This is a genomic window from Streptomyces sp. S465 (assembly GCF_026898115.1).
Classification (GTDB): domain Bacteria; phylum Actinomycetota; class Actinomycetes; order Streptomycetales; family Streptomycetaceae; genus Streptomyces; species Streptomyces luomodiensis.
Genome location: NZ_CP114036.1, coordinates 1,467,427 through 1,486,069, shown reverse-complemented (window position 1 = coordinate 1,486,069; position 18,643 = coordinate 1,467,427). Strand labels below are relative to the sequence as shown.

16 protein-coding genes are annotated in these 18,643 nt (G+C 71.6%); 9 read left to right on the top strand and 7 right to left on the bottom strand.

Annotated elements, in window-relative coordinates; all coding sequences use genetic code 11:
• Positions 1-156: 156 nt before the first annotated feature.
• The 4 genes from N6H00_RS06300 to N6H00_RS06285 form a co-directional block, all read right to left on the bottom strand.
• Positions 157-1,314 carry an aromatic ring-hydroxylating oxygenase subunit alpha gene (locus N6H00_RS06300; protein WP_268970571.1) on the bottom strand — a complete coding sequence of 386 codons (1,158 nt, stop codon included), beginning with the start codon at positions 1,312-1,314 and terminating at the stop codon, positions 157-159.
• A 68-nt stretch (positions 1,315-1,382) separates the two neighbouring features.
• On the bottom strand, positions 1,383-3,848 hold the full coding sequence (locus N6H00_RS06295) for a GcvT family protein (RefSeq protein WP_268970570.1): 2,466 nt from the start codon (positions 3,846-3,848) through the stop codon (positions 1,383-1,385).
• Positions 3,845-4,933 (bottom strand): S-(hydroxymethyl)mycothiol dehydrogenase, encoded by a 1,089-nt coding sequence (locus tag N6H00_RS06290; RefSeq protein WP_268970569.1) that lies wholly within the window; start codon positions 4,931-4,933, stop codon positions 3,845-3,847. The genes N6H00_RS06295 and N6H00_RS06290 overlap by 4 nt, the downstream gene beginning before the upstream one ends.
• 324 nt (positions 4,934-5,257) lie before the next feature.
• Positions 5,258-6,055, bottom strand: a complete 798-nt coding sequence (locus N6H00_RS06285; protein ID WP_268970568.1) for an IclR family transcriptional regulator — start codon at positions 6,053-6,055, stop codon at positions 5,258-5,260.
• 151 nt (positions 6,056-6,206) lie between these two features.
• On the opposite strand from N6H00_RS06285, the gene N6H00_RS06280 reads away from it, so the two are divergent.
• The gene (locus N6H00_RS06280; protein WP_268970567.1) at positions 6,207-6,569 is read left to right on the top strand and encodes a bifunctional 3-phenylpropionate/cinnamic acid dioxygenase ferredoxin subunit; all 363 of its coding nucleotides are present in this window, start codon (positions 6,207-6,209) and stop codon (positions 6,567-6,569) included.
• The gene (locus N6H00_RS06275) at positions 6,566-7,783 is read left to right on the top strand and encodes an NAD(P)/FAD-dependent oxidoreductase (RefSeq protein WP_268970566.1); all 1,218 of its coding nucleotides are present in this window, start codon (positions 6,566-6,568) and stop codon (positions 7,781-7,783) included. The genes N6H00_RS06280 and N6H00_RS06275 overlap by 4 nt, the downstream gene beginning before the upstream one ends.
• Here the strand turns inward: N6H00_RS06275 and N6H00_RS06270 are convergent.
• A complete protein-coding gene (locus N6H00_RS06270) occupies positions 7,731-8,150 on the bottom strand; it encodes a hypothetical protein (RefSeq protein WP_268970565.1) in 420 nt (139 codons plus the stop codon). The genes N6H00_RS06275 and N6H00_RS06270 overlap by 53 nt on opposite strands.
• Positions 8,151-8,518: 368 nt before the next feature.
• Here N6H00_RS06270 and N6H00_RS06265 point away from each other — a divergent pair, with 368 nt between their 5' ends.
• The 4 genes from N6H00_RS06265 to N6H00_RS06250 are packed head-to-tail and all read left to right on the top strand — an operon-like array spanning position 8,519 to position 12,634.
• The gene (locus tag N6H00_RS06265; protein ID WP_268970564.1) at positions 8,519-11,224 is read left to right on the top strand and encodes a sensor histidine kinase; all 2,706 of its coding nucleotides are present in this window, start codon (positions 8,519-8,521) and stop codon (positions 11,222-11,224) included.
• Positions 11,221-11,649 (top strand): roadblock/LC7 domain-containing protein, encoded by a 429-nt coding sequence (locus tag N6H00_RS06260; protein WP_268970563.1) that lies wholly within the window; start codon positions 11,221-11,223, stop codon positions 11,647-11,649. Before N6H00_RS06265 ends, N6H00_RS06260 begins: the two co-directional genes overlap by 4 nt.
• A 15-nt stretch (positions 11,650-11,664) precedes the next feature.
• Positions 11,665-12,060: a DUF742 domain-containing protein gene (locus N6H00_RS06255; protein WP_268970562.1), complete on the top strand. Its 396-nt coding sequence runs from the start codon at positions 11,665-11,667 to the stop codon at positions 12,058-12,060.
• Positions 12,041-12,634, top strand: a complete 594-nt coding sequence (locus tag N6H00_RS06250; RefSeq protein WP_268970561.1) for a GTP-binding protein — start codon at positions 12,041-12,043, stop codon at positions 12,632-12,634. The genes N6H00_RS06255 and N6H00_RS06250 overlap by 20 nt, the downstream gene beginning before the upstream one ends.
• Positions 12,635-12,712: 78 nt before the next feature.
• On the opposite strand, the gene glpK is transcribed toward N6H00_RS06250, so the two are convergent.
• Positions 12,713-14,254, bottom strand: coding sequence for a glycerol kinase GlpK (glpK, locus tag N6H00_RS06245; RefSeq protein WP_268970560.1), 1,542 nt, complete (start codon positions 14,252-14,254; stop codon positions 12,713-12,715).
• A gap of 14 nt (positions 14,255-14,268) precedes the next feature.
• Entirely contained in the window at positions 14,269-15,048 is a 780-nt protein-coding gene (locus tag N6H00_RS06240) for an MIP/aquaporin family protein (protein ID WP_268970559.1), read from the bottom strand.
• Between the two features lie 353 nt (positions 15,049-15,401).
• Between N6H00_RS06240 and N6H00_RS06235 the strand changes: the two genes are divergently transcribed.
• The 3 genes from N6H00_RS06235 to N6H00_RS06225 all read left to right on the top strand — a co-directional run bounded on the left by N6H00_RS06235 (position 15,402) and on the right by N6H00_RS06225 (position 18,641).
• A complete protein-coding gene (locus tag N6H00_RS06235; protein ID WP_268970558.1) occupies positions 15,402-16,505 on the top strand; it encodes an ABC transporter ATP-binding protein in 1,104 nt (367 codons plus the stop codon).
• 101 nt (positions 16,506-16,606) lie between these two features.
• The gene (locus N6H00_RS06230; protein ID WP_268970557.1) at positions 16,607-17,794 is read left to right on the top strand and encodes an ABC transporter substrate-binding protein; all 1,188 of its coding nucleotides are present in this window, start codon (positions 16,607-16,609) and stop codon (positions 17,792-17,794) included.
• Position 17,795: 1 nt separating this feature from the next.
• Positions 17,796-18,641: an ABC transporter permease gene (locus N6H00_RS06225; RefSeq protein ID WP_268970556.1), complete on the top strand. Its 846-nt coding sequence runs from the start codon at positions 17,796-17,798 to the stop codon at positions 18,639-18,641.
• Positions 18,642-18,643 lie beyond the last annotated feature (2 nt).

Below are 18,643 nucleotides of genomic sequence, written 5' to 3'. Positions count from 1 at the left end.
CCACTCCGCCGGATAAGGATGGGCAGCCCACCGGAATCGGATGGATTCAGTAACCCATTCCGGTGGGAGGCGGGCAATGTTCCTGACCCGAGGTCACCCGAATGGCGCAGCGCGCGCCTTCGCGGCACGGCCCCGACGCGCCGGTGAAGAGCTCCGTCACGGGCATTCCTCCGTTTCCGGAGCCGGGACGTGGTCGGTCACCCATCGGTGGAAGGCGCCGATGTGGTGTTCGCTGGGGACGAGCACCCCGCCGGCGCGGTAGGCGCGGGAGTCCATCGCGGGCTGGGTGCGCTCACAGGCGTCGAAGTCCTGGACGTTGACCCGGTGGAACAGCTCCACCGACTTCGACAGATCCCGCTCCGACACCACCACTTCGGGAGCGTAGAGCCAGTCGCATTCGATCACGGTGTGATCGGGGGCGAGCGGGAACATCCGGTGGATGATCACGTGGTCGGGCACCAGGTTGACGAAGACCTGCGGCCGTACGGTGATCGCGTAGTAGCGGCGGTCCTGCTCCTCGGCGATCCCCGCGAACCGGCCGAACCCTTCGCTGCCGTCCACCGTGAACCCCCGGGCGTCCTCGGCGAACTCGGCGCCGTGCCCGACGAAGTACTGCGCCGCGAGACCGTCCGCGAACTCCGGCAGTACCTCGGTGAGCTCGGGATGGATGGTCGCGCAGTGGTAGCACTCCATGAAGTTCTCGACGATCAGCTTCCAGTTGGCCCGGACGTCATAGGAGATCCGGCGGCCCAGCGCCAGCCCCGCCACCCCGTAGCGCTCCACCGACTCCGCGTCGCCGAGCCGTTCGGCCACCGCCCCGACGACCGTCTCCTCGAACGACGGTGGCTCCTCGGCCAGGCAGACCCAGACATATCCCAGCCATTCGCGAAGCCGTACCGGGATCAGACCGCGCTCGGTCCGGTCGATATCGGGCATCTTCCGCAGGTTGGGGGCGGCGGTGAGCCTGCCGTCCAGGTCGTAGGTCCAGGCGTGGTACGGACACTGGAGGGAACGCCGCACCACACCGGACTCCTCGGTGCACAGCCGGGCGCCGCGGTGACGGCAGATGTTGAGGAACGCCCGCAGCTCGCCACCGCGGTTGCGGGTGATCAGCACGCTCTCCCGGCCGACCGGCACGGTACGGAACGCACCCGGCCGGTCCAGCTCGGCCGCCCGCACCGCGCAGAACCACATGGCCTCGAACAGGTGCCGCTGCTCCCGCCGGAAGACCCCGGGAGCGGTGTACCAGCGGCCGGGGAGCGTGGTGAGCAGACTGGGGGTCGTGGCGGCGGGGGACTCGGGGGCCACAGTCATGGGAATCTCCTCAAGGGGCGCGGCGGTCGGCCGGCGGGGGTCGAAGAGCTCGAGGGCGTGCGCTCGCGTCAGCGGCGGATACGCTCCATGCGCGGGTCGAAGAGGGGCTCGGCGGCGACGGTCGCGGGGACCTTCTCGCCGAAGTACTCGATGTGGACGGCGGTGCCGGGCACGGCGATCGCGGCGGGCAGCCAGGCGTAGGCGACGGTCCGGCCGATGGTGTAGCCGTAGGACGCGCTGGTCACATAGCCGGCCGCGACACCATCGGCGTACACCGGCTCCTTGCCCAGGACGATCGCGGCCGGGTCGTCCAGGGTGAGACAGGTCAGCCTGCGCGCCACCGTCTCCTCGCCCCGGCCCTCGAGCGCCGCACGCCCGATGAAGTCGCCCTTGTCCATCCGGACGGCGAAGCCGACCCCGGCCTCGTAGGGATCGTGCTCGGTGGTCATGTCATGGCCCCAGGCGCGATAGCCCTTCTCCAGCCGCAGGCTGCCCAAGGCCGAGCGCCCGGCGGCGATCACGCCGTGGCGCCGGCCCGCCTCCCACAGCGTGTCCCACAGCCGCAAACCCATATCGGCGGTGGTGTACAGCTCCCAGCCGAGTTCGCCGACGTAGGACAGCCGCATCGCGGTCACCGGGACATGGCCGAGGTAGGTCCGCCTGACCTTGAAGTAGCCGAACGCCTCGGCCGAGAAGTCGTCGCGGGTCAGCGGCTGGACCAGGTCCCGGGCGAGCGGACCCCAGACGCCGATACAGCAGGTGCCGGGGGTGATGTCGGCGATCCGCACGTCATCGGGCGCATGGCGCAGCAGCCAGTCCAGGTCCGGTTCGCCGTTGGCGCCGACCTGGAAGTGGTGCTCCGAGAGCCGGGCGACGGTCAGATCGCTGCGGATGCCCCCGCCCTCGTCCAGCATCAGCGTGTAGGTGACCGCGCCCGGTTTCCTGGCGAGCTGATTGGTGGTCATGCGCTGGAGGAAGCCGAGTGCGCCGGGCCCGGTGACCTCCAGTCGCTTGAGCGGGGTCATGTCGTACAGCGCGACCCGCTCCCGGGTGGCCCTGGCCTCGGCGGCGGCGATCGGCGACCAGTAGCGGGCCGACCAGGGGTCGCGCGGGGGCAGGTCGAGGGCCTCGGCGAGCGGGGCGTTCGCCTCGTACCAGTGCGGCCGCTCCCAGCCCGCCGCCTCCAGGAAGTAGCCGCCCAGCTCCCGCTGCCGGACGTGGAAGGGGCTGACCCGCAGCGGACGGGGCTGCTCCATGGGTTGCAGCGGATGGATGATGTCGTAGACCTCGATGAAGTTCCGCTGTCCCCGCTCGGCGACATAGGCGGGGGACCGCTGGACCTCCTCGAAGCGGTACAGATCGCAGGCATGGACGTCCATGCCCGGCCGCCCGTCCGTCATCCACTCGGCCACCGCACGGGCCACCCCGGCGGAGTGGGTCACCCACACCGCCTCGGCCAGCCAGAAGCCGCGCACCTCGCGGGACTCGCCGAGGACCGGCATACCGTCGGGGGTGAAGGAGAAGACCCCGTTGAAGCCCTCCTCCACCCGGCTCGCGCCGAGCGCCGGGAGCAGCCCGACACTCTCCTCCCAGCTGGGGGCGAAGTCCTCCGCGGTGAACGGCAGCGAGGACGGCATCACCGGGGCGTCGTCGTACGCGGGCAGCCGTGCCGGGTCGACGGGGAGCGGGCGGTGGGCGTAGCTGCCGATGCCGATCCGGTCGGTGTGCTCGCGGTAGTAGAGGTCGCGGTCCTGGAAGCGCAGGATCGGCCGGCTCGCCTCGGTGCGGGGGCCGTTGGCCCCCGCGAGTTCGGGCAGCGGCGCGGTCAGGGCGTACTGGTGGGCCAGCGGCTGTAGCGGAACGGGGACCCCGGCCATCGCGCCGATCAGCGGGCCCCAGAACCCGGCCGCGGAGACCACGACGTCGGCGGGGAAGGTGCCCCGGTCGGTGACGACGGCGGTGACCCGGCCGCCCTCCCGCTCGATGGCGGTGACGGTGTGCCGGTCCAGGAAACGGGCGCCGCGGGCGGCGGCCCGCTCGCTTTGGGCGCGGCACGCCGGCAGCGCACGGGCGAGCCCGTCGTCCGGGGTGTGGAAGCCGCCGAGGATCCGGTCCGGGTCCAGCAGCGGCCACAGCTCGGCGCACCGGGCCGGGCCGAGCAGCTCGCCCCGTACGCCCCAGGAGGTGGCCAGACCGGCCTTGCGGTGCAGATCGGCCCAGCGCTCCTGGCTGGTGGCGATCTCCAGACCGCCCACCGGGTTGAAGCAGGAGCGCCCCTCCACCTCGAGGGCGGAGAACTTCTCCACGGTGTACCGGGCGAAGTCGGTGAGGGTCTTGGAGGGGCTGGTCTGGAAGACCAGGCCGGGGGCGTGCGAGGTGGAGCCGCCGGGGGCGAACAGCGGGCCCTGCTCCAGGACGGTGACATCGCTCCAGCCACGGACGGTCAGCTCATCGGCGAGGGAACAGCCGACGATCCCGGCACCGACGATCACGACACGGGCATCACGGGCCACAGCGCCGTAGTGCTCCCTCACAGCAACACCACCACCGACCGCAGCACCTCGCCGCGCCGCATCCTGGCGAACGCGGCCTCGACCCCGTCCAGCGTGATCGTCTCGCTGATGAACGCCTCCAGATCGAGCTTGCGGCTGAGGTGGAGGTCGACCAGGACCGGGAAGTCACGGCTGGGCAGGCAGTCGCCGTACCAGGACGACTTGAGCGCCCCGCCCCGCGAGAACAGATCGATCAGTGGCAGATCGACGCGCATCTCCGGGTCCGGCACCCCGACCTGCACCAGCACCCCGGCCAGATCGCGCATGTAGAAGCCCTGGAGGTAGGTCTCGGGGCGGCCCACCGCGTCGATGACCACGTTCGCGCCGAAGCCCCCGGTCAGCTCCCGCACCGCCTCGACCGGGTCCGTACCCCGGGAGTTGACGGTGTCGGTGGCGCCGAAGCGGGTCGCCGCGTCCAGCTTGGCGTCGTCGATGTCCACGGCGATCACCCGGCGCGCCCCGGACAGCGCGGCCCCGGCGATCGCGGCGTTGCCGACGCCGCCGCAGCCGATGACCGCGACCGTGTCGCCGTTGGACACCCCGCCGGTGTGCACGGCCGCGCCGTAACCGGCCATCACCCCGCAGCCGATCAGACCCGCCGCCTCGGGGCGGGCCGAGGGGTCGATCTTCACCGCCTGTCCCGCCGCGACCAGCGTCTTCTCGGTGAACGCGCCGATGCCCAGGGCCGCGTTGAGCGGGGTGCCGTCGGTGAGCGTCATCGGCTGGGCGGCGTTCAGGCTGTCGAAGCAGTACCACGGGCGGCCCCGGCGGCAGGAGCGGCAGCCGCCGCACGGCGCCCGCCAGGCCAGGACCACGTAGTCACCGAGGGCGAGCCCGGTGACGCCGGGGCCCACGGCCTCGACGATGCCGGCCGCCTCATGCCCGAGCAGATACGGGAACGCGTCACCGATCGCGCCGTCCCGGTAGTGCAGGTCGGTGTGGCACACCCCGCACGCCTGAACGCCCACCAGCACCTCACCGGGGCCGGGGTCGGGCACGAGGACGGACAGCACCTCCACGGGGGCGCCCTTTTTGACCGCGACGACGGCGCGGGCTTCTTGCGGCATGGCTCACTCCTCTGTTCTCCTGCGAGCGCGGGGACGGTGCACGGGAGCCGGCATGAGTGCCGTGATGGAGGAGGGCGGGGCGGAGGCCGCGCCAACGGCCGCCGGTTACCCCCCAGTTGCGCATAGCGCGGTGTGTTGCGCGATGAGAGACATCCTGAAAGTCGCCGCCCCATGCGGTCAAGGGGTGCGCGTAAACCGCCTGTAAAGCCGCGCTGACTGGGGGTTTCGTATCGGTCACCCGGCCGCCGCACAGCCGTCCGAAACGGCGACGAGGGGGCCGGACGGCTCCGGCCCCCTCGTCGGGTGGGTGGGGTGGTGCGGTGGTCAGCCGGGGAAGCCCATCCGGCGGGACAGCTCCTCGGCGGTCTTCATGGCGTACTCGGCCAGATCGGGCAGCCGGCTCCGCGCCATCCGGTACGCCGGGCCCGAGACGCCGATCGCGCCCAGGACCGCGCCGTCGTGGCCGCGCACCGGCGCCGCCACCGCGTTCAGCCCGATCTCCAACTCCTCGCAGGAGTAGGCGAAACCGCGCTCGGCCGCCGTCTCCAGCTGCTGCCGCAGCTCGGCGGAGGTGGTGATGGTGTGCTCGGTGAAGCGCGGCAGCTTCCGCGTCACCAGGCGCTCCCGGCGTTCGCCCGGCAGATGTGCGAGCAGCACCTTGCCGCTCGCGGTGGCGTGCAGCGCGGTGCGCCGCCCCAGCCAGTTGAAGGCGGTCACCGCCGCGGCGCCGCGCGCCTGCATGATGTTGACCGCCGCGTCCCCGTCCAGTACGGCGATGTTGGCCGTCTCGCCGGTCTCGTCGGCCAGCGCCCGGCACACCGGTGCGCCCTCCTGCGAGATGTCCAGGCGGATGGCGGCGGCGCCCGCGAGTCTGAGCACCCCGGCGCCGAGGTAGTACTTCCCCCGGTCCCGCTCCTGCCCGACCAGTCCGCGGTTCTCCAGCACGCCGAGCAGCCTGAAGGCGGTCGACTTGTGGACCCCCAACTCGTCGGCGATCTCGGTCACTCCGGCCTCGCCGAGCCTGGCGAGGATCTCCAGGACGCTGACCGCCCTGTCCACCGACTGCACTGCCCCGGCGGCCCCCCGCTTCTCCTCGGCCCGTTCCTCGGTCGTGTTCGTCATGGTTCTGATCTCACCATCCGGCGGCTTCGCGTGGGGCCCCTCGGTCCGGGGAACTCTTGACGGCTGCCTTCGCGATCTGGATTCTGTTGCGCATCACGCATTTCAGTGCACTATCCACAACGCATGATACCGATCAACGTGAGGGGGGCCAATGATTCCCGTCTGCCGTATCGAGGACCTGCCGGAAGGTGAGTCGGTGCGGGTCGAGGCCGGCGACGCCACCGCGGCGATCGCGGTGTTCCACACCGACGGCGCGTACTACGCCATCGATGACACCTGTAGCCACCAGGACGCCTCCCTGTCCGAAGGGTGGCTGGAGGGCTGTTACGTCGAATGCCCGCTGCACGCCGCGCTGTTCGATCTGCGCTCCGGCGAGCCGACCTGCCTGCCCGCGCGTCAGCCCGTACGGACCCACGCAGTCACGGTCGTGGACGGAATGCTGTATGTCCACCCCGCGGCGCACACCGTTCCCGGCGAGCCCGCGCGCACGGCACCGGAAGAAGCCGTGGCATGACGACGGTCGCCACGGTCACCGTGGTCGGGGCCTCCCTCGCGGGGCTGCACGCGGCGCGGGGCCTGCGCTCCCAGGGATACGACGGGCGGCTGGTGATCGTCGGGGAGGAGCGCCACCGTCCCTACGACCGCCCGCCGCTGTCCAAGGAGTTCCTGACCGGGGAGTTCCCGACCGGGGACGGCGACCCGGGCGAGGGGCCGGGCCGCCTCGCCCTGACCGACCCCGAGGAGGAGGCCGAACTGGACGCCGAGTGGCTGCTCGGCGTCCGGGCCGAGGCACTGGACACCGCGGCCGGGGAGGTCCGCCTCGCGGGCGGCCGCACGCTGCGCACCGACGGCGTCGTCATCGCCACCGGGGCCACACCCAGAACGCTGCCCTTCCCGCACCCGGCCGGAGTGCACACCCTGCGCACCCTCGACGACGCCATCCGGCTCCGCGCCGCGCTGCGCGCGGGTGCCGCACAGGTGGTCGTGATCGGTGCGGGCTTCATCGGCGCCGAGGTCGCCTCCTCCTGCGCCGCCCTCGGGCTCGACGTCACCGTCGTGGAGGCCGCGCCGCTGCCGCTGGTGCCCCAACTGGGCGAGGAGATGGCCCGGGTGTGCGCCGCGCTGCACGCGCGGGGCGGGGTCACCCTGCTGTGCGGCGCCGGCGTCGCCGGTCTGCGCGGCGGCGGCCGGGTCACCGGTGTGGAGCTGGCCGATGGACGGGTGCTGCCCGCCGATGTGGTGGTCGTCGGCGTCGGGGTGCGTCCGGCCACCGGGTGGCTGGAAGGCTCCGGTCTGGCGCTGGACGACGGGGTGCGCTGCGACCAGGGCTGTGTCACCGCGCTGCCCAACGTGGTGGCCGTCGGGGACGTGGCCCGGCTGGCCGAGCCGGGCACCGCGCGCACCGTGCGGGCCGAGCACTGGACCAGCGGGATGCTGCAAGGCGCCGTTGCCGCCCGCAATCTGCTCGCCGGGTCCACCGTCGAACCCTTCGAGGCGCTCCCCTGCTTCTGGTCCGACCAGTACGGCGCGCGCATCCAGTACGCCGGGCGGCGGGCGCCCGGCGACACGGTCCGCGTCCTCGAGGGGGACCCGGCCGACGGCGGCGGCTTCCTCGCCGTCTACGAACGTGACGGGATGCCCACCGCCGCCCTCGGCATCGACCGGCCCCGGCCCTTCACGCGGCTGCGCCGCGAGCTGGCCCGCGCTCCGCAGCCGGCCGGGAGGTGACCGCTTCCGTCTCACCGGCCCGCCGGCGCTGCCGGCGCACCTCCCGGGCGGTGCTGCTGGGCCGGGACACCACCCCGTAACGCTGGCGCCAGACCTGCCGGGTCACCCACACGTCCAGCACACCCCAGGTCGCCACCACCACGCTCGCCACCGTGGCGAGCACGGCGGGCAGGGCGGACCATGAGCCCGCCAGCGTGCACAGCGTCGCGACCATCGTCAGGACCAGCGTCACGGCGACGATGATGACCGCCCGCACGGCCGCCGCACGCACCGGATCGGGCAGCCGCCGCCTGCGCGCCGGCTCCTCGGTCCACAGCGGCCGGGTCCCGTGCGCCGGGATGTCGCGATCCTTGTCCATCGCGTCCATGACGCTCCCACCCCTTCCCGCGGCTGCCCCCGGTGCCACCGCGTCAGATAACGGGACTTGGGTTTGTATGTTCCCCCCAGTGTGCCCCTCTGGATCACGAATGGCACCGACCGGGGGTTCCCCCGGGGAGGGGAAAACCAGCCAACCGCGGCCGTGCGGCGGCGGACAAGAACCGGCGGAAGAGCACCGAGCGGCCGGGGGGTAAGTCGGGGAATCACCCGACAACTCATGATCACGGAGTGTAAGGAACTCCCTGCATCAAGTGGACAAGCCTTCGATACGTACAACTGGCAGTAGTAGGCTCACGCCGCTCGTTGTCGGAACTCGGAACACCGCCCCCCGGATTCGGGGTCGACGTTGGGGAGGCCATGCGCTTTCGCGGTAAGTCCATCCGCAGGAAGATCGTGGCGCTGTTGCTGGTGCCGCTCGTGTCACTGACGGCGATCTGGGCCTTCGCCACGGTGATCACCGGTCGGGAGGCGATGCAACTGCTGAACGCCTCCGACATCATCGACAAGGCCGGTCAGCCGGCCGAGGTCGCGGTGCACGCCGTACAGGACGAACGCCGGCAGACACTCATCCTGCTCGCCGATCCGCGGCAGTCGGACGCCCTGCCCGTGCTCCACTCCCTGCAACGCAAGACCGACCAGGCCATCGACAAACTACGGGCCGCCGAGTCGGACGGCGATATACACGGCAAGATGAACGGCGACTCCGAGGAACAGCTCGACAACATCCTCAAGGCCGCCGACGGTCTGGACAGTCTGCGGCGCAAGGTCGAGGACGAGGGGATCTCGTCCGCGCAAGCATATGAGTATTACAACAAGCTTGTCGATCTCTGTTACACCTTCCGCAGCTCCCTGCACGCGGTGCCCGACACCGATCTCGACAAACAGGGCCGTGCGCTGGTCGCCATGATCCGCGCCCGGGAGGCGCTCTCCCGCGAGGACGCGCTGTTCGCCTCGGCGCTGACGGCGCGCAGGATGACGATGGCGGACCTCAAGGCGATGTCCGACCTGGTCGCCGAGCGCACCCTGCTCTACGAGGTCAATCTGCCGATCCTGCCGGACTCCGAGCAGAAGATCTTCGCCGACTACCGGCGCACCAACGCCGCCCCCGCCGCCCTGCGCGTGGCCGAGGGCAAGCTCTTCTCCGCGATGGACCCCGACACCGCCATCCGGGCCCTGGACCAGGAGCACTGGGAGGCCGCGGCCCACCCCGTCCTCAACGACTACGACCGGCTCGGCGAAGAGGCCACCGACCGGCTCCAGAAGCGCATCGACCCGGTGGCCGACGCCGTGATGCTCAAGGCGGGCATCGCCGGAATCCTCGGCCTGGTGGCCCTCGTCGTCTCCGTCTTCGTCTCGTTCCGGATCGGCCGCAGCCTGGTCCGCGACCTGTCCCGGCTGCGCAAGGACGCCCAGGAGGTCGCCAGCGTCCGGCTGCCGAGCGTGATGCGCCGCCTCGGCGCGGGCGAGCAGGTCGACGTGGAGACCGAGGCGCCCCGGCTGGACTACGGCCCCGATGAGATGGGCCAGGTGGGCCAGGCTCTCAACACCCTCCAGCGGGCCGCCGTCGAGGCCGCGGTCAAACAGGCCGAGCTCCGCCAGGGCGTCTCCGACGTCTTCGTCAACCTCGCCCGCCGCAGCCAGGTGCTGCTGCACCGTCAGCTCACCCTCCTCGACACCATGGAGCGGCGCACCGAGGACACCGACGAGCTGGCCGACCTGTTCCGCCTGGACCATATGACCACCCGTATGCGGCGGCACGCCGAGGGCCTGGTTATCCTCTCCGGCGCGGCCCCCTCCCGGCAGTGGCGCAAGCCGATCCAGCTGATGGACGTGGTGCGGGCCGCCGTCGCCGAGGTGGAGGACTACGAGCGGATCGAGGTCCGCCGGCTGCCGCGGATCGCGGTGGTCGGCCCGGCCGTCGGCGACCTCACCCACCTCGTCGCCGAACTGCTGGAGAACGCCACCGTCTTCTCACCGCCGCACACCGCCGTCCATGTGCACGGTGAGCGGGTCGCCAAGGGCTTCACGCTGGAGATCCACGACCGCGGCCTCGGTATGACGCCCGACGCGCTGCTGGAGGCCAATCTCCGGCTCGCCGAGACCCCCGAGTTCCAGCTGTCCGACACCGACCGGCTCGGACTGTTCGTGGTCAGCCGGCTCGCCCAGCGGCAGGGAGTGCGGGTCTCGCTCCAGCCCTCGCCGTACGGCGGCACCACGGCCATCGTGCTCATCCCCGCCACCCTGCTCACCGAGGAAGACGTCCGGAGGGACACCGACGACCCCGACACCGGCGGCCGTTATATCGACACCCCGCGGCGCGGTGTGGGCGACGTCCGGCTCGGGCCCGTCGTAGAGTCCGCCCCGGCCGCACCGGCGGCGTCCCTGACGGCAGCTCCGGTGTCCTCGGCGCACGAGGGCCACGACGACCCCGACGAGGACGAGGAAGTGGGCGGAATCTTCCGGGCGCGCGGCCTGAAGGGCCGTCGGTCCGGGCGCACCGGGCCGGTGCCGTCCACCGTGGAGCAGCACCAGCAGGCCGCGGACGGCCCGGTTCCCGCACCGGGCGGCGGCCCCGCGCCGCTGCCCCGCCGCGTCCCGCCGGTCCTGGTCGCCGACCACGGCCGGCCGGTCGAGGGCACATCCGGCGGACGGCACGCCCGTCCGCAGGGCCCGGGGCAGCCGTCCTGGGCCGAGCGTCCCGACGGCCAGGGCCGGGACCAGGCGCGGGCTCAGGGCCGGGACCAGGCCCAGGGTCCGCGGGGCCCGCGGCGCGCGGGAGGGGGGCCGGAACAGCGTCCGGTGCCCACCCAGCGGGCGGCCTCCGGTCTCCCCAAGCGGGTACGGCAGGCCAGCCTGGCCCCGCAGTTGAAGAACGACCCCGCACCTTCGGAGGAGGCGGACCGACCTCCTGCCGAGACCGATCCCGAGCGCGATGCCGAGCAGGCGAGGGCCACCATGGCCGCACTGCAACGGGGATGGCAGCGCGGTCGGGGGCAGTCGGCCACCGGATCCGGCGGTGCGGACGTAAGTCAGGGAACGACACCTGAGGGGGACGGTCGATGACCGCATCGAATGCCGCAGCACGCAACGACTCGCCCAACGCGTCGGGCGAACTGAACTGGCTGCTCGACGAACTGGTCGGACGAGTGGGCAGCATCCGCAAGGCGCTGGTGCTCTCCGGGGACGGCCTGCCCACCGGCGGCTCCCGCGATCTGTCCCGGGAGGACGGTGAACACCTGGCCGCCGTGGCCTCCGGTTTCCACAGCCTCGCCAAGGGCGTCGGCCGCCACTTCGAGGTCGGCCGGGTCCGTCAGACCATCGTCGAACTCGACGACGCCTTCCTGTTCGTCACCGCGGCGGGCGACGGCAGCTGTCTGGCCGTCCTGGCCGATGCCGACTCCGATGTGGGCCAGATAGCATACGAGATGACGCTGCTGGTCAAGCGGGTGGGCGTGCATCTGGGCTCCGCTCCGCGATCCAGTGGGTGACGGAGGCCGGGGGAGATGAGCGGAGACGGGGAGAGCGCCACCCGATGGTTCGACGACGCGGCCGGACCGGTGGTCAGACCCTATGCGATGACGCGGGGACGCACCCGCAGCGCCGCGGAGGAAAAGCTGGACCTGATCGCGGTCGTCGTCGCCGACAGCGTCACCCACCGGACCGTCGCCGATCAGACGTTGTCCCCGGAGCACATCGACATCGTCGAGCTGAGCCGGGACAGTCCGCAGTCCGTCGCCGAACTGGCGGCCGAGCTCGACCTTCCGATCGGCGTCGTCCGTGTGCTCATCGGCGATCTGCTCCACGCCGCACTCGTCCGAGTGTCCCGGCCCGTACCTCCGGCGGAACTGCCGGACGAGAGTATTCTGCGCGAGGTGATCAATGGTCTACGGGCACTCTGACCCGGGCCGCCCGCACATCGTCGAACCGGTCACACTGAAGATATTGGTGGCGGGCGGGTTCGGAGCGGGCAAGACGACCCTGGTGGGCGCGGTCAGCGAGATCAAACCGCTGCGCACCGAGGAGCTGCTCACCGAGGCGGGCCGGCCGGTCGATGACATCGCGGGGGTGGAGTCCAAGACGACCACCACCGTGGCCATGGACTTCGGACGCATCACGCTCCGCGAGGACCTGGTCCTCTATCTCTTCGGCACACCGGGCCAGGACCGCTTCTGGTTCCTGTGGGACGAGCTGGCCACCGGCGCGCTGGGCGCGGTGGTGCTGGCCGACACCCGCCGCCTGGAGGACTGCTTCGCCGCCATCGACTACTTCGAGCGCCGGCACATCGCCTTCACCGTGGCCGTCAACTGCTTCGAGGGGGCCGAGCGCTATCCGGAGGACTCGGTGCGCGACGCGCTGGACCTCGACCCCGGCACCCCGGTCGTCCTGTGCGACGCCCGGGAGCGCGAATCGGCCAAGCACGTGCTGATCTCGGTGGTGGAGCACGCGATGCTGGCCTCCACGGCCGGGCGCTGAGCGGCACGGCACGGCCCGTACCCCGCCGTCCGGGGTACGGGCCGCCGTCGCGTGCGGCACCGGAACGCCGCGCCCGCCTCACGAGCCCTGGGTGTCCTGTGCCCCCTGGTCGGGGCCGTGCCAGCCGAAGCTGCGCTCCACCGCCCGCCGCCAGTTGCCGTATTCGCGAGCCCGCTCCTCCTCCGCCATCCGCGGGGTCCACTCGGTGTCCCGCTTCCAGTGGGCCCGCAGCTCGTCGAGGTCCTGCCACACACCGGTGGCGAGCCCGGCCGCGTACGCCGCGCCCAGACAGGTGGTCTCGGTGACCACCGGGCGGATCACCGGAACGCCGAGCACATCGGCCTGATGCTGCATCAGCAGCCCGTTGGCGGTCATGCCGCCGTCCACCTTCAGCGAGCTGATCCGCACCCCGGAGTCCCGGTACATCGCGTCGACCACCTCGCGCGTCTGCCAGCTGGTCGCCTCCAGGACGGCACGGGCCAGGTGCGCCTTGGTGACATAGCGGGTGAGGCCGGTGACCACACCGCGGGCGTCCGGGCGCCAGTACGGGGCGAACAGGCCCGAGAAGGCCGGGACGATGTACGCCCCGCCGTTGTCGGCGACGCTCGCGGCGAGCGGTTCGATCTCGTCGGCGGAACGGATGATCCCCAGCTGGTCGCGGAACCACTGCACCAGCGCGCCGGTGATCGCGATCGACCCCTCCAGGCAGTAGACCGGCCGCTCGCCGCCGAGCCGGTAGCCCATCGTGGTCAGCAGCCCGCTCGTGGACGGCACCGGGCGGTCGCCGGTGTTCAGCAGCAGGAAGCTGCCGGTGCCGTAGGTGTTCTTGGCCTCGCCGACGCCGTAGCAGGTCTGGCCGAAGACGGCGGCCTGCTGATCGCCGAGCGCGGCGGCCACCGGCACGCCCGCCAGCTGCCCGACCGCCGTGCCGTACACCTCGGCGGAGGAGCGGATCTCCGGGAGCATCGCCTCGGGAAGACCCATGGCGGACAGGATCGAGGTGTCCCACTGGAGGGTCCGCAGATCCATCAGCAGGGTGCGTCCGGCGTTGGTCACATCGGTGACGTGCACTCCGCCGTCGGTGCCGCCGGTGAGGTTCCAGATCAGCCAGGAGTCGATGGTGCCGAAGGCGATCTCGCCGCGTTCGGCGCGGCGGCGCAGCCCGGGGACGTGGGCCAGCAGCCAGGCGGCCTTGGGACCGGAGAAATAGCCGGCCAGGGGCAGTCCGGTGGTGTCCCGGAAGCGGTCTGGCCCCACCTCGCCGCCGAGTTCGGCGCACAGTCCCGAGGTGCGGGTGTCCTGCCAGACGATCGCGTTGTGCACCGGTTTTCCGGTGCGGCGGTCCCACAGGACCGTCGTCTCGCGCTGGTTGGTGATGCCCAGCGCGGTCAGCTGGTCGGCCCGCAGCCCCGCCGTGGCGAGCGCCCCGGCCACCACGGCCCGCACCTTGGCCCAGATCTCGGTGGCGTCGTGCTCGACCCAGCCGGGTCTGGGGAAGATCTGACGGTGCTCGCGCTGGTCGACGGCGACCATCGCGCCGTTCCGGTCGAAGATGATGCAGCGGCTGGAGGTGGTGCCCTGGTCGATCGCGGCGACGTAGGTGTCCGTCGGATGCGGCATGGCGTCTCCTTCGGTCAGAAGGCTGCGTTGAAGACGAGCCCCGCCAGGACGGCCCCGATCAGCGGGCCCACCACCGGTATCCAGGCGTACCCCCAGTCCGAGGTGCCCTTGTGGGGGATGGGCAGCAGGGCGTGGGCGAGGCGTGGCCCGAGGTCGCGCGCCGGGTTGATGGCGTAGCCGGTGGGCCCGCCCAGGGAGAGGCCGATGCCGACCACCAGGAAGGCGACGAGCAGGACGGACAGACCCGAGCCGTAGATCACGGTGCCGTCGCCGCTACCGCTGCCGCCGCCGTCGACCGGGCCGATCCCGATGCCGTCGACCCTGCCGAACGCGAGCAGCGGCAGCACCAGCGCGACCGTCGCGATGATCTCGGTGAGGAGATTGGCCACCGGGTTCCGGATCTCCGGGACGGTGGAGAAGATGCCGAGCGTGGGAAGGGCGTTCCGCTCATCGGCGTTGGCGGCGAACTGCGCGTAGTACAGCGCCCAGCACAGCACCGCGCCGATCACCGCGCCGATCAGCTGTCCGAGGAGGTAGAGCGGCACCTTGTCCCAGTCGCCGGTGTCGACGGCGACGCCCACGGTCACCGCCGGATTGAGGTGGGCGCCGGACAGCGGCGCCGCGGTGTAGGCACCGGCCATGACGCCGAAGCCCCACCCGAAGGCGATGACGATCCACCCGGCCGACTTGGCCTTGGAGTGGTTCAGGGTGACGGCGGCGCAGACGCCCGCCCCGAAGAGAATCAGTATCGCGGTGCCGATGACCTCACCGGTGACGATGTCCCCATTGCTCATGGCGGCTCCTCTGACCTCGCCCGGGGCGGTCGGCCCCGGTCCTCCGTGCTGGGTCGTTTCGAGCGTGCGGATGCGGCGGAATCGCCCATGGGGGGTGAGCGTCGGGAAGGCCTGCGCGCGGCGACGCCGACTGATATCGCAGCAGTGTTCACCGGTGGTCAGGGGGCGTCAAGGCGATGGACGGCAACGGTATTCCGGCCACGCCCGAACAGCCCCACCCAGCGCCGGCACCCCCCGAACCGGCTGTGGCTGACGGCGCGTCAGGTGTGGAGCACGGGGGTCCACCCGCGCGTAACCCCGGTACAGTGACCGCGATCACGGACCTGATCGGCCCAAGGCGAGGGGAGCGGTCGGTGGCGGAGACGGAGACCAGGACGCGGACCCGGACCACGACGACGCGCACGGCCGTCCGGCTCCATGCCGTCACCAAGGACTTCGGCACGGTGCGCGCGGTGGACGCCGTCGACCTCACCGTCCACGAAGGCGAGTTCTTCTCCCTGCTCGGCCCCTCCGGCTCGGGGAAGACCACCCTGCTGCGCCTGATCGCGGGCTTCGAACAGGCCACCGGCGGCCGGATCGAACTCGCCGGGCGCGATGTCACCGCGACGCCCCCCAACCGCCGCGATGTGCACACCGTCTTCCAGGACTACGCCCTCTTCCCGCACATGAGCGTCGAACAGAACGTGGCCTACGCGCTGACCGTACGCGGCGTCCGCAAGGCCGAGCGGATCGCCCGTGCCCGCGAGGCGCTGACCACCGTACGGCTGGACGGCTTCGCCGCCCGCCGCCCCGCCGAACTCTCCGGCGGCCAGCGCCAGCGCGTCGCCCTGGCCCGCGCCCTCGTCGACCGGCCCGCCGTGCTGCTCCTCGACGAACCGCTCGGCGCCCTGGACCGGGGGCTCCGGCAGGAGATGCAGACCGAACTCAAGGAGTTGCAGCGCACCACCGGCATCACCTTCCTGCTGGTCACCCACGACCAGGAGGAGGCGCTGACCATGAGCGACCGGCTGGCCGTGGTCCGTGACGGCCGTATCGAGCAGACCGGTCCGCCGGTCGAGGTGTACGAGCACCCCGCCACCGCCTTCGTCGCGGGCTTCGTCGGCATCACCAACCTGCTGCGCGGCGAGGCCGCGGTCCGTGTCGTGGGCCGCCCCGGCACCTACTCCATCCGGCCCGAGCGGATCCGGCTCACCGATCCCGCCGAACCGTCCGCCGAGCTGCCCGCCGGTCCCGCCGATCCTGCCGAGCCGCCCGTCGACGGCCGGCGGACCGTCACGGGGCGCGTCACCGATGTCATGCACGCCGGGGCGCACACCCGCTTCACCATCGCGCTTCCCCACGGCGACCGCCTCACCGTGCACCGCCAGAACCTCACCGGACTGCCCCAATCCGCCCGTCCGGGCGGCGAGATCCGGCTTTCCTGGGACGATCGGGACGCCTTCCCCGTACCCGGCTGACCCGAGTTGACCTTGTCATTGCCGACGGCACCCTGGCGGCGGCATACCGGCCGCCCGATACTGGCCGGGCCTCAAGTGCCAAGCGGGACGAGGAGGACCGGATGCGGAAACGGAAGATGTCTGCGGGGAGGTCCGTGGCCGCGGTCTGCGCGCTGCTGCTGACCGCGGCCGCCGCCGGGTGCGGCTCCGGCGACGATGACGGCAAGGGCGGCCACGCGCCCGAGAAACTCGGCAAGGGCGAAGGCGAGGTCAACATCATCGCCTGGGCCGGCTACGCCGAGGACGGCTCCAACGACCCGAAGGTCGACTGGGTCCACCCGTTCGAGAAGAAGACCGGCTGCAAGGTGAACACCAAGACGGCCGGCACCTCCGACGAGATGGTCTCGCTGATGAAGACCGGTCAGTACGACACGGTCTCCGCCTCCGGTGACGCCACCTTGCGCCTCATCGCCTCCGGCGACGCGGCCCCCGTCAACACCGCACTGGTGCCCCACTACAAGGACATCTTCCCGGCGCTCAAACAGCAGCCGTTCAACTCCAGGGACGGCCGGATGTACGGCATCCCGCACGGCCGGGGCGCCAACCTCCTGATGTACCGCACCGACAAGGTCACCCCCGCCCCCGACTCCTGGCGCGCCGTCTTCGACGACTCCGCCCGGTACCACGGGCATGTCACCGCCTACGACTCGCCCATCTACATCGCCGACGCCGCGCTCTATCTGATGCGTGCCAAGCCCTCGCTCGGCATCGAGAACCCCTACGCGCTCGACCAGAAGCAGCTCGACGCCGCCGTCGCCCTGCTGAAGAAGCAGCACAAGGCGGTGGGGGAGTACTGGAGCGACTACCAGAAGGAGATCACCGCCTTCAAGGGCGGCGACAGCGTCATCGGCACCACCTGGCAGGTCATCGCCAACCTCACCAAGGACGAGAAGGCCCCGGTGAAGGCGGTGCTCCCCAAGGAGGGCGCCACCGGCTGGTCCGACACCTGGATGGTCTCCTCGAAGGCCGACCACCCCAACTGCGCCTACCGGTGGCTCGACTGGATCGTGTCGCCCAAGGTCAACGCCCAGGTCGCCGAGTACTTCGGCGAGGCCCCGGCCAACCGTAAGGCCTGCGCCGAGACCTCCGACCCCGACCACTGCGCGATCTACCACGCGGACGACGAGAAGTACTTCAAGCGCGTCCACTTCTGGACCACGCCCATCAAACAGTGCCTGGACGGCCGCAAGGACACCGACTGCACCGACTACGCCCAGTGGACCAGGGCCTGGACGGAGGTCAAGGGCTGAGATGCCGGCCGCGCCCGCTTCCGGCTCGCGGCTGCGCCTGACCGCGCTCCTCGCCCCGCCCCTGCTCTGGCTGACCCTGGCCTATCTGGGCTCACTCGCCGTCCTGCTGCTGTCGGCCTTCTGGGCCACCGACTCCTTCACCTCCGATGTCGTCCACACCTGGAACACCGACAACTTCCACGAGCTGCTGACCACCCCCGTCTACCGCACCATCGCCCTGCGCACCCTGTCCATCGCGGCCGCCGTCACCGTCATCGACGCCCTCCTCGCCCTGCCCATGGCCTTCTTCATGGCGCGGGTCGCCGGCCGGCGCTGGCGGCGGCCGCTGCTGGTCGCCGTGGTCACCCCGCTGTGGGCCGGCTATCTGGTCAAGGCGTACGCCTGGCGGGTCATGCTGGGCGAGGACGGCGTCGTGAACGCCGCCCTCGCCCCGCTCGGGCTGCACGGGCCCGGCTACGGCACCACCGCCGCCGTCATCGTGCTCGGCTACCTCTGGCTGCCCTACATGATCCTGCCGGTGTACGCGGCCCTGGAACGGCTCCCCGGGCGCGTCCTGGAGGCGTCCGCCGACCTCGGCGCCGGCGCCTGGCGCACCCTGCGCTCCGTCGTCCTGCCCGCCGTGCGCCCCGCCGTGCTCGCCGGGTCCGTCTTCACCTTCTCGCTCAGCCTGGGCGACTACCTCACCGTGCAGATCGTCGGCGGCAAGACCCAGCTGCTGGGCAATGTCATCGCCTCGCAGGTCACTCTGGATCTGCCGATGGCCGCCGCGCTCTCCGCCGTCCCCGTCGTCCTCATCGTCTGCTATCTGGCCGCCGTACGTCGTGCGGGCGCCCTCGACTCGCTCTAGGA

Coding starts and splice junctions, on each gene's coding strand:
- N6H00_RS06260 (WP_268970563.1), top strand. CDS start 11,221: ATGACCGCATCGAATGCCGCAGCACGCAACGACTCGCCCAACGCGTCG.
- N6H00_RS06240 (WP_268970559.1), bottom strand. CDS start 15,048: ATGAGCAATGGGGACATCGTCACCGGTGAGGTCATCGGCACCGCGATA.
- N6H00_RS06275 (WP_268970566.1), top strand. CDS start 6,566: ATGACGACGGTCGCCACGGTCACCGTGGTCGGGGCCTCCCTCGCGGGG.
- N6H00_RS06225 (WP_268970556.1), top strand. CDS start 17,796: ATGCCGGCCGCGCCCGCTTCCGGCTCGCGGCTGCGCCTGACCGCGCTC.
- N6H00_RS06255 (WP_268970562.1), top strand. CDS start 11,665: ATGAGCGGAGACGGGGAGAGCGCCACCCGATGGTTCGACGACGCGGCC.
- N6H00_RS06300 (WP_268970571.1), bottom strand. CDS start 1,314: ATGACTGTGGCCCCCGAGTCCCCCGCCGCCACGACCCCCAGTCTGCTC.
- N6H00_RS06290 (WP_268970569.1), bottom strand. CDS start 4,933: ATGCCGCAAGAAGCCCGCGCCGTCGTCGCGGTCAAAAAGGGCGCCCCC.
- N6H00_RS06250 (WP_268970561.1), top strand. CDS start 12,041: ATGGTCTACGGGCACTCTGACCCGGGCCGCCCGCACATCGTCGAACCG.
- N6H00_RS06280 (WP_268970567.1), top strand. CDS start 6,207: ATGATTCCCGTCTGCCGTATCGAGGACCTGCCGGAAGGTGAGTCGGTG.
- glpK (WP_268970560.1), bottom strand. CDS start 14,254: ATGCCGCATCCGACGGACACCTACGTCGCCGCGATCGACCAGGGCACC.
- N6H00_RS06285 (WP_268970568.1), bottom strand. CDS start 6,055: ATGACGAACACGACCGAGGAACGGGCCGAGGAGAAGCGGGGGGCCGCC.
- N6H00_RS06230 (WP_268970557.1), top strand. CDS start 16,607: ATGCGGAAACGGAAGATGTCTGCGGGGAGGTCCGTGGCCGCGGTCTGC.
- N6H00_RS06265 (WP_268970564.1), top strand. CDS start 8,519: ATGCGCTTTCGCGGTAAGTCCATCCGCAGGAAGATCGTGGCGCTGTTG.
- N6H00_RS06270 (WP_268970565.1), bottom strand. CDS start 8,150: ATGGACGCGATGGACAAGGATCGCGACATCCCGGCGCACGGGACCCGG.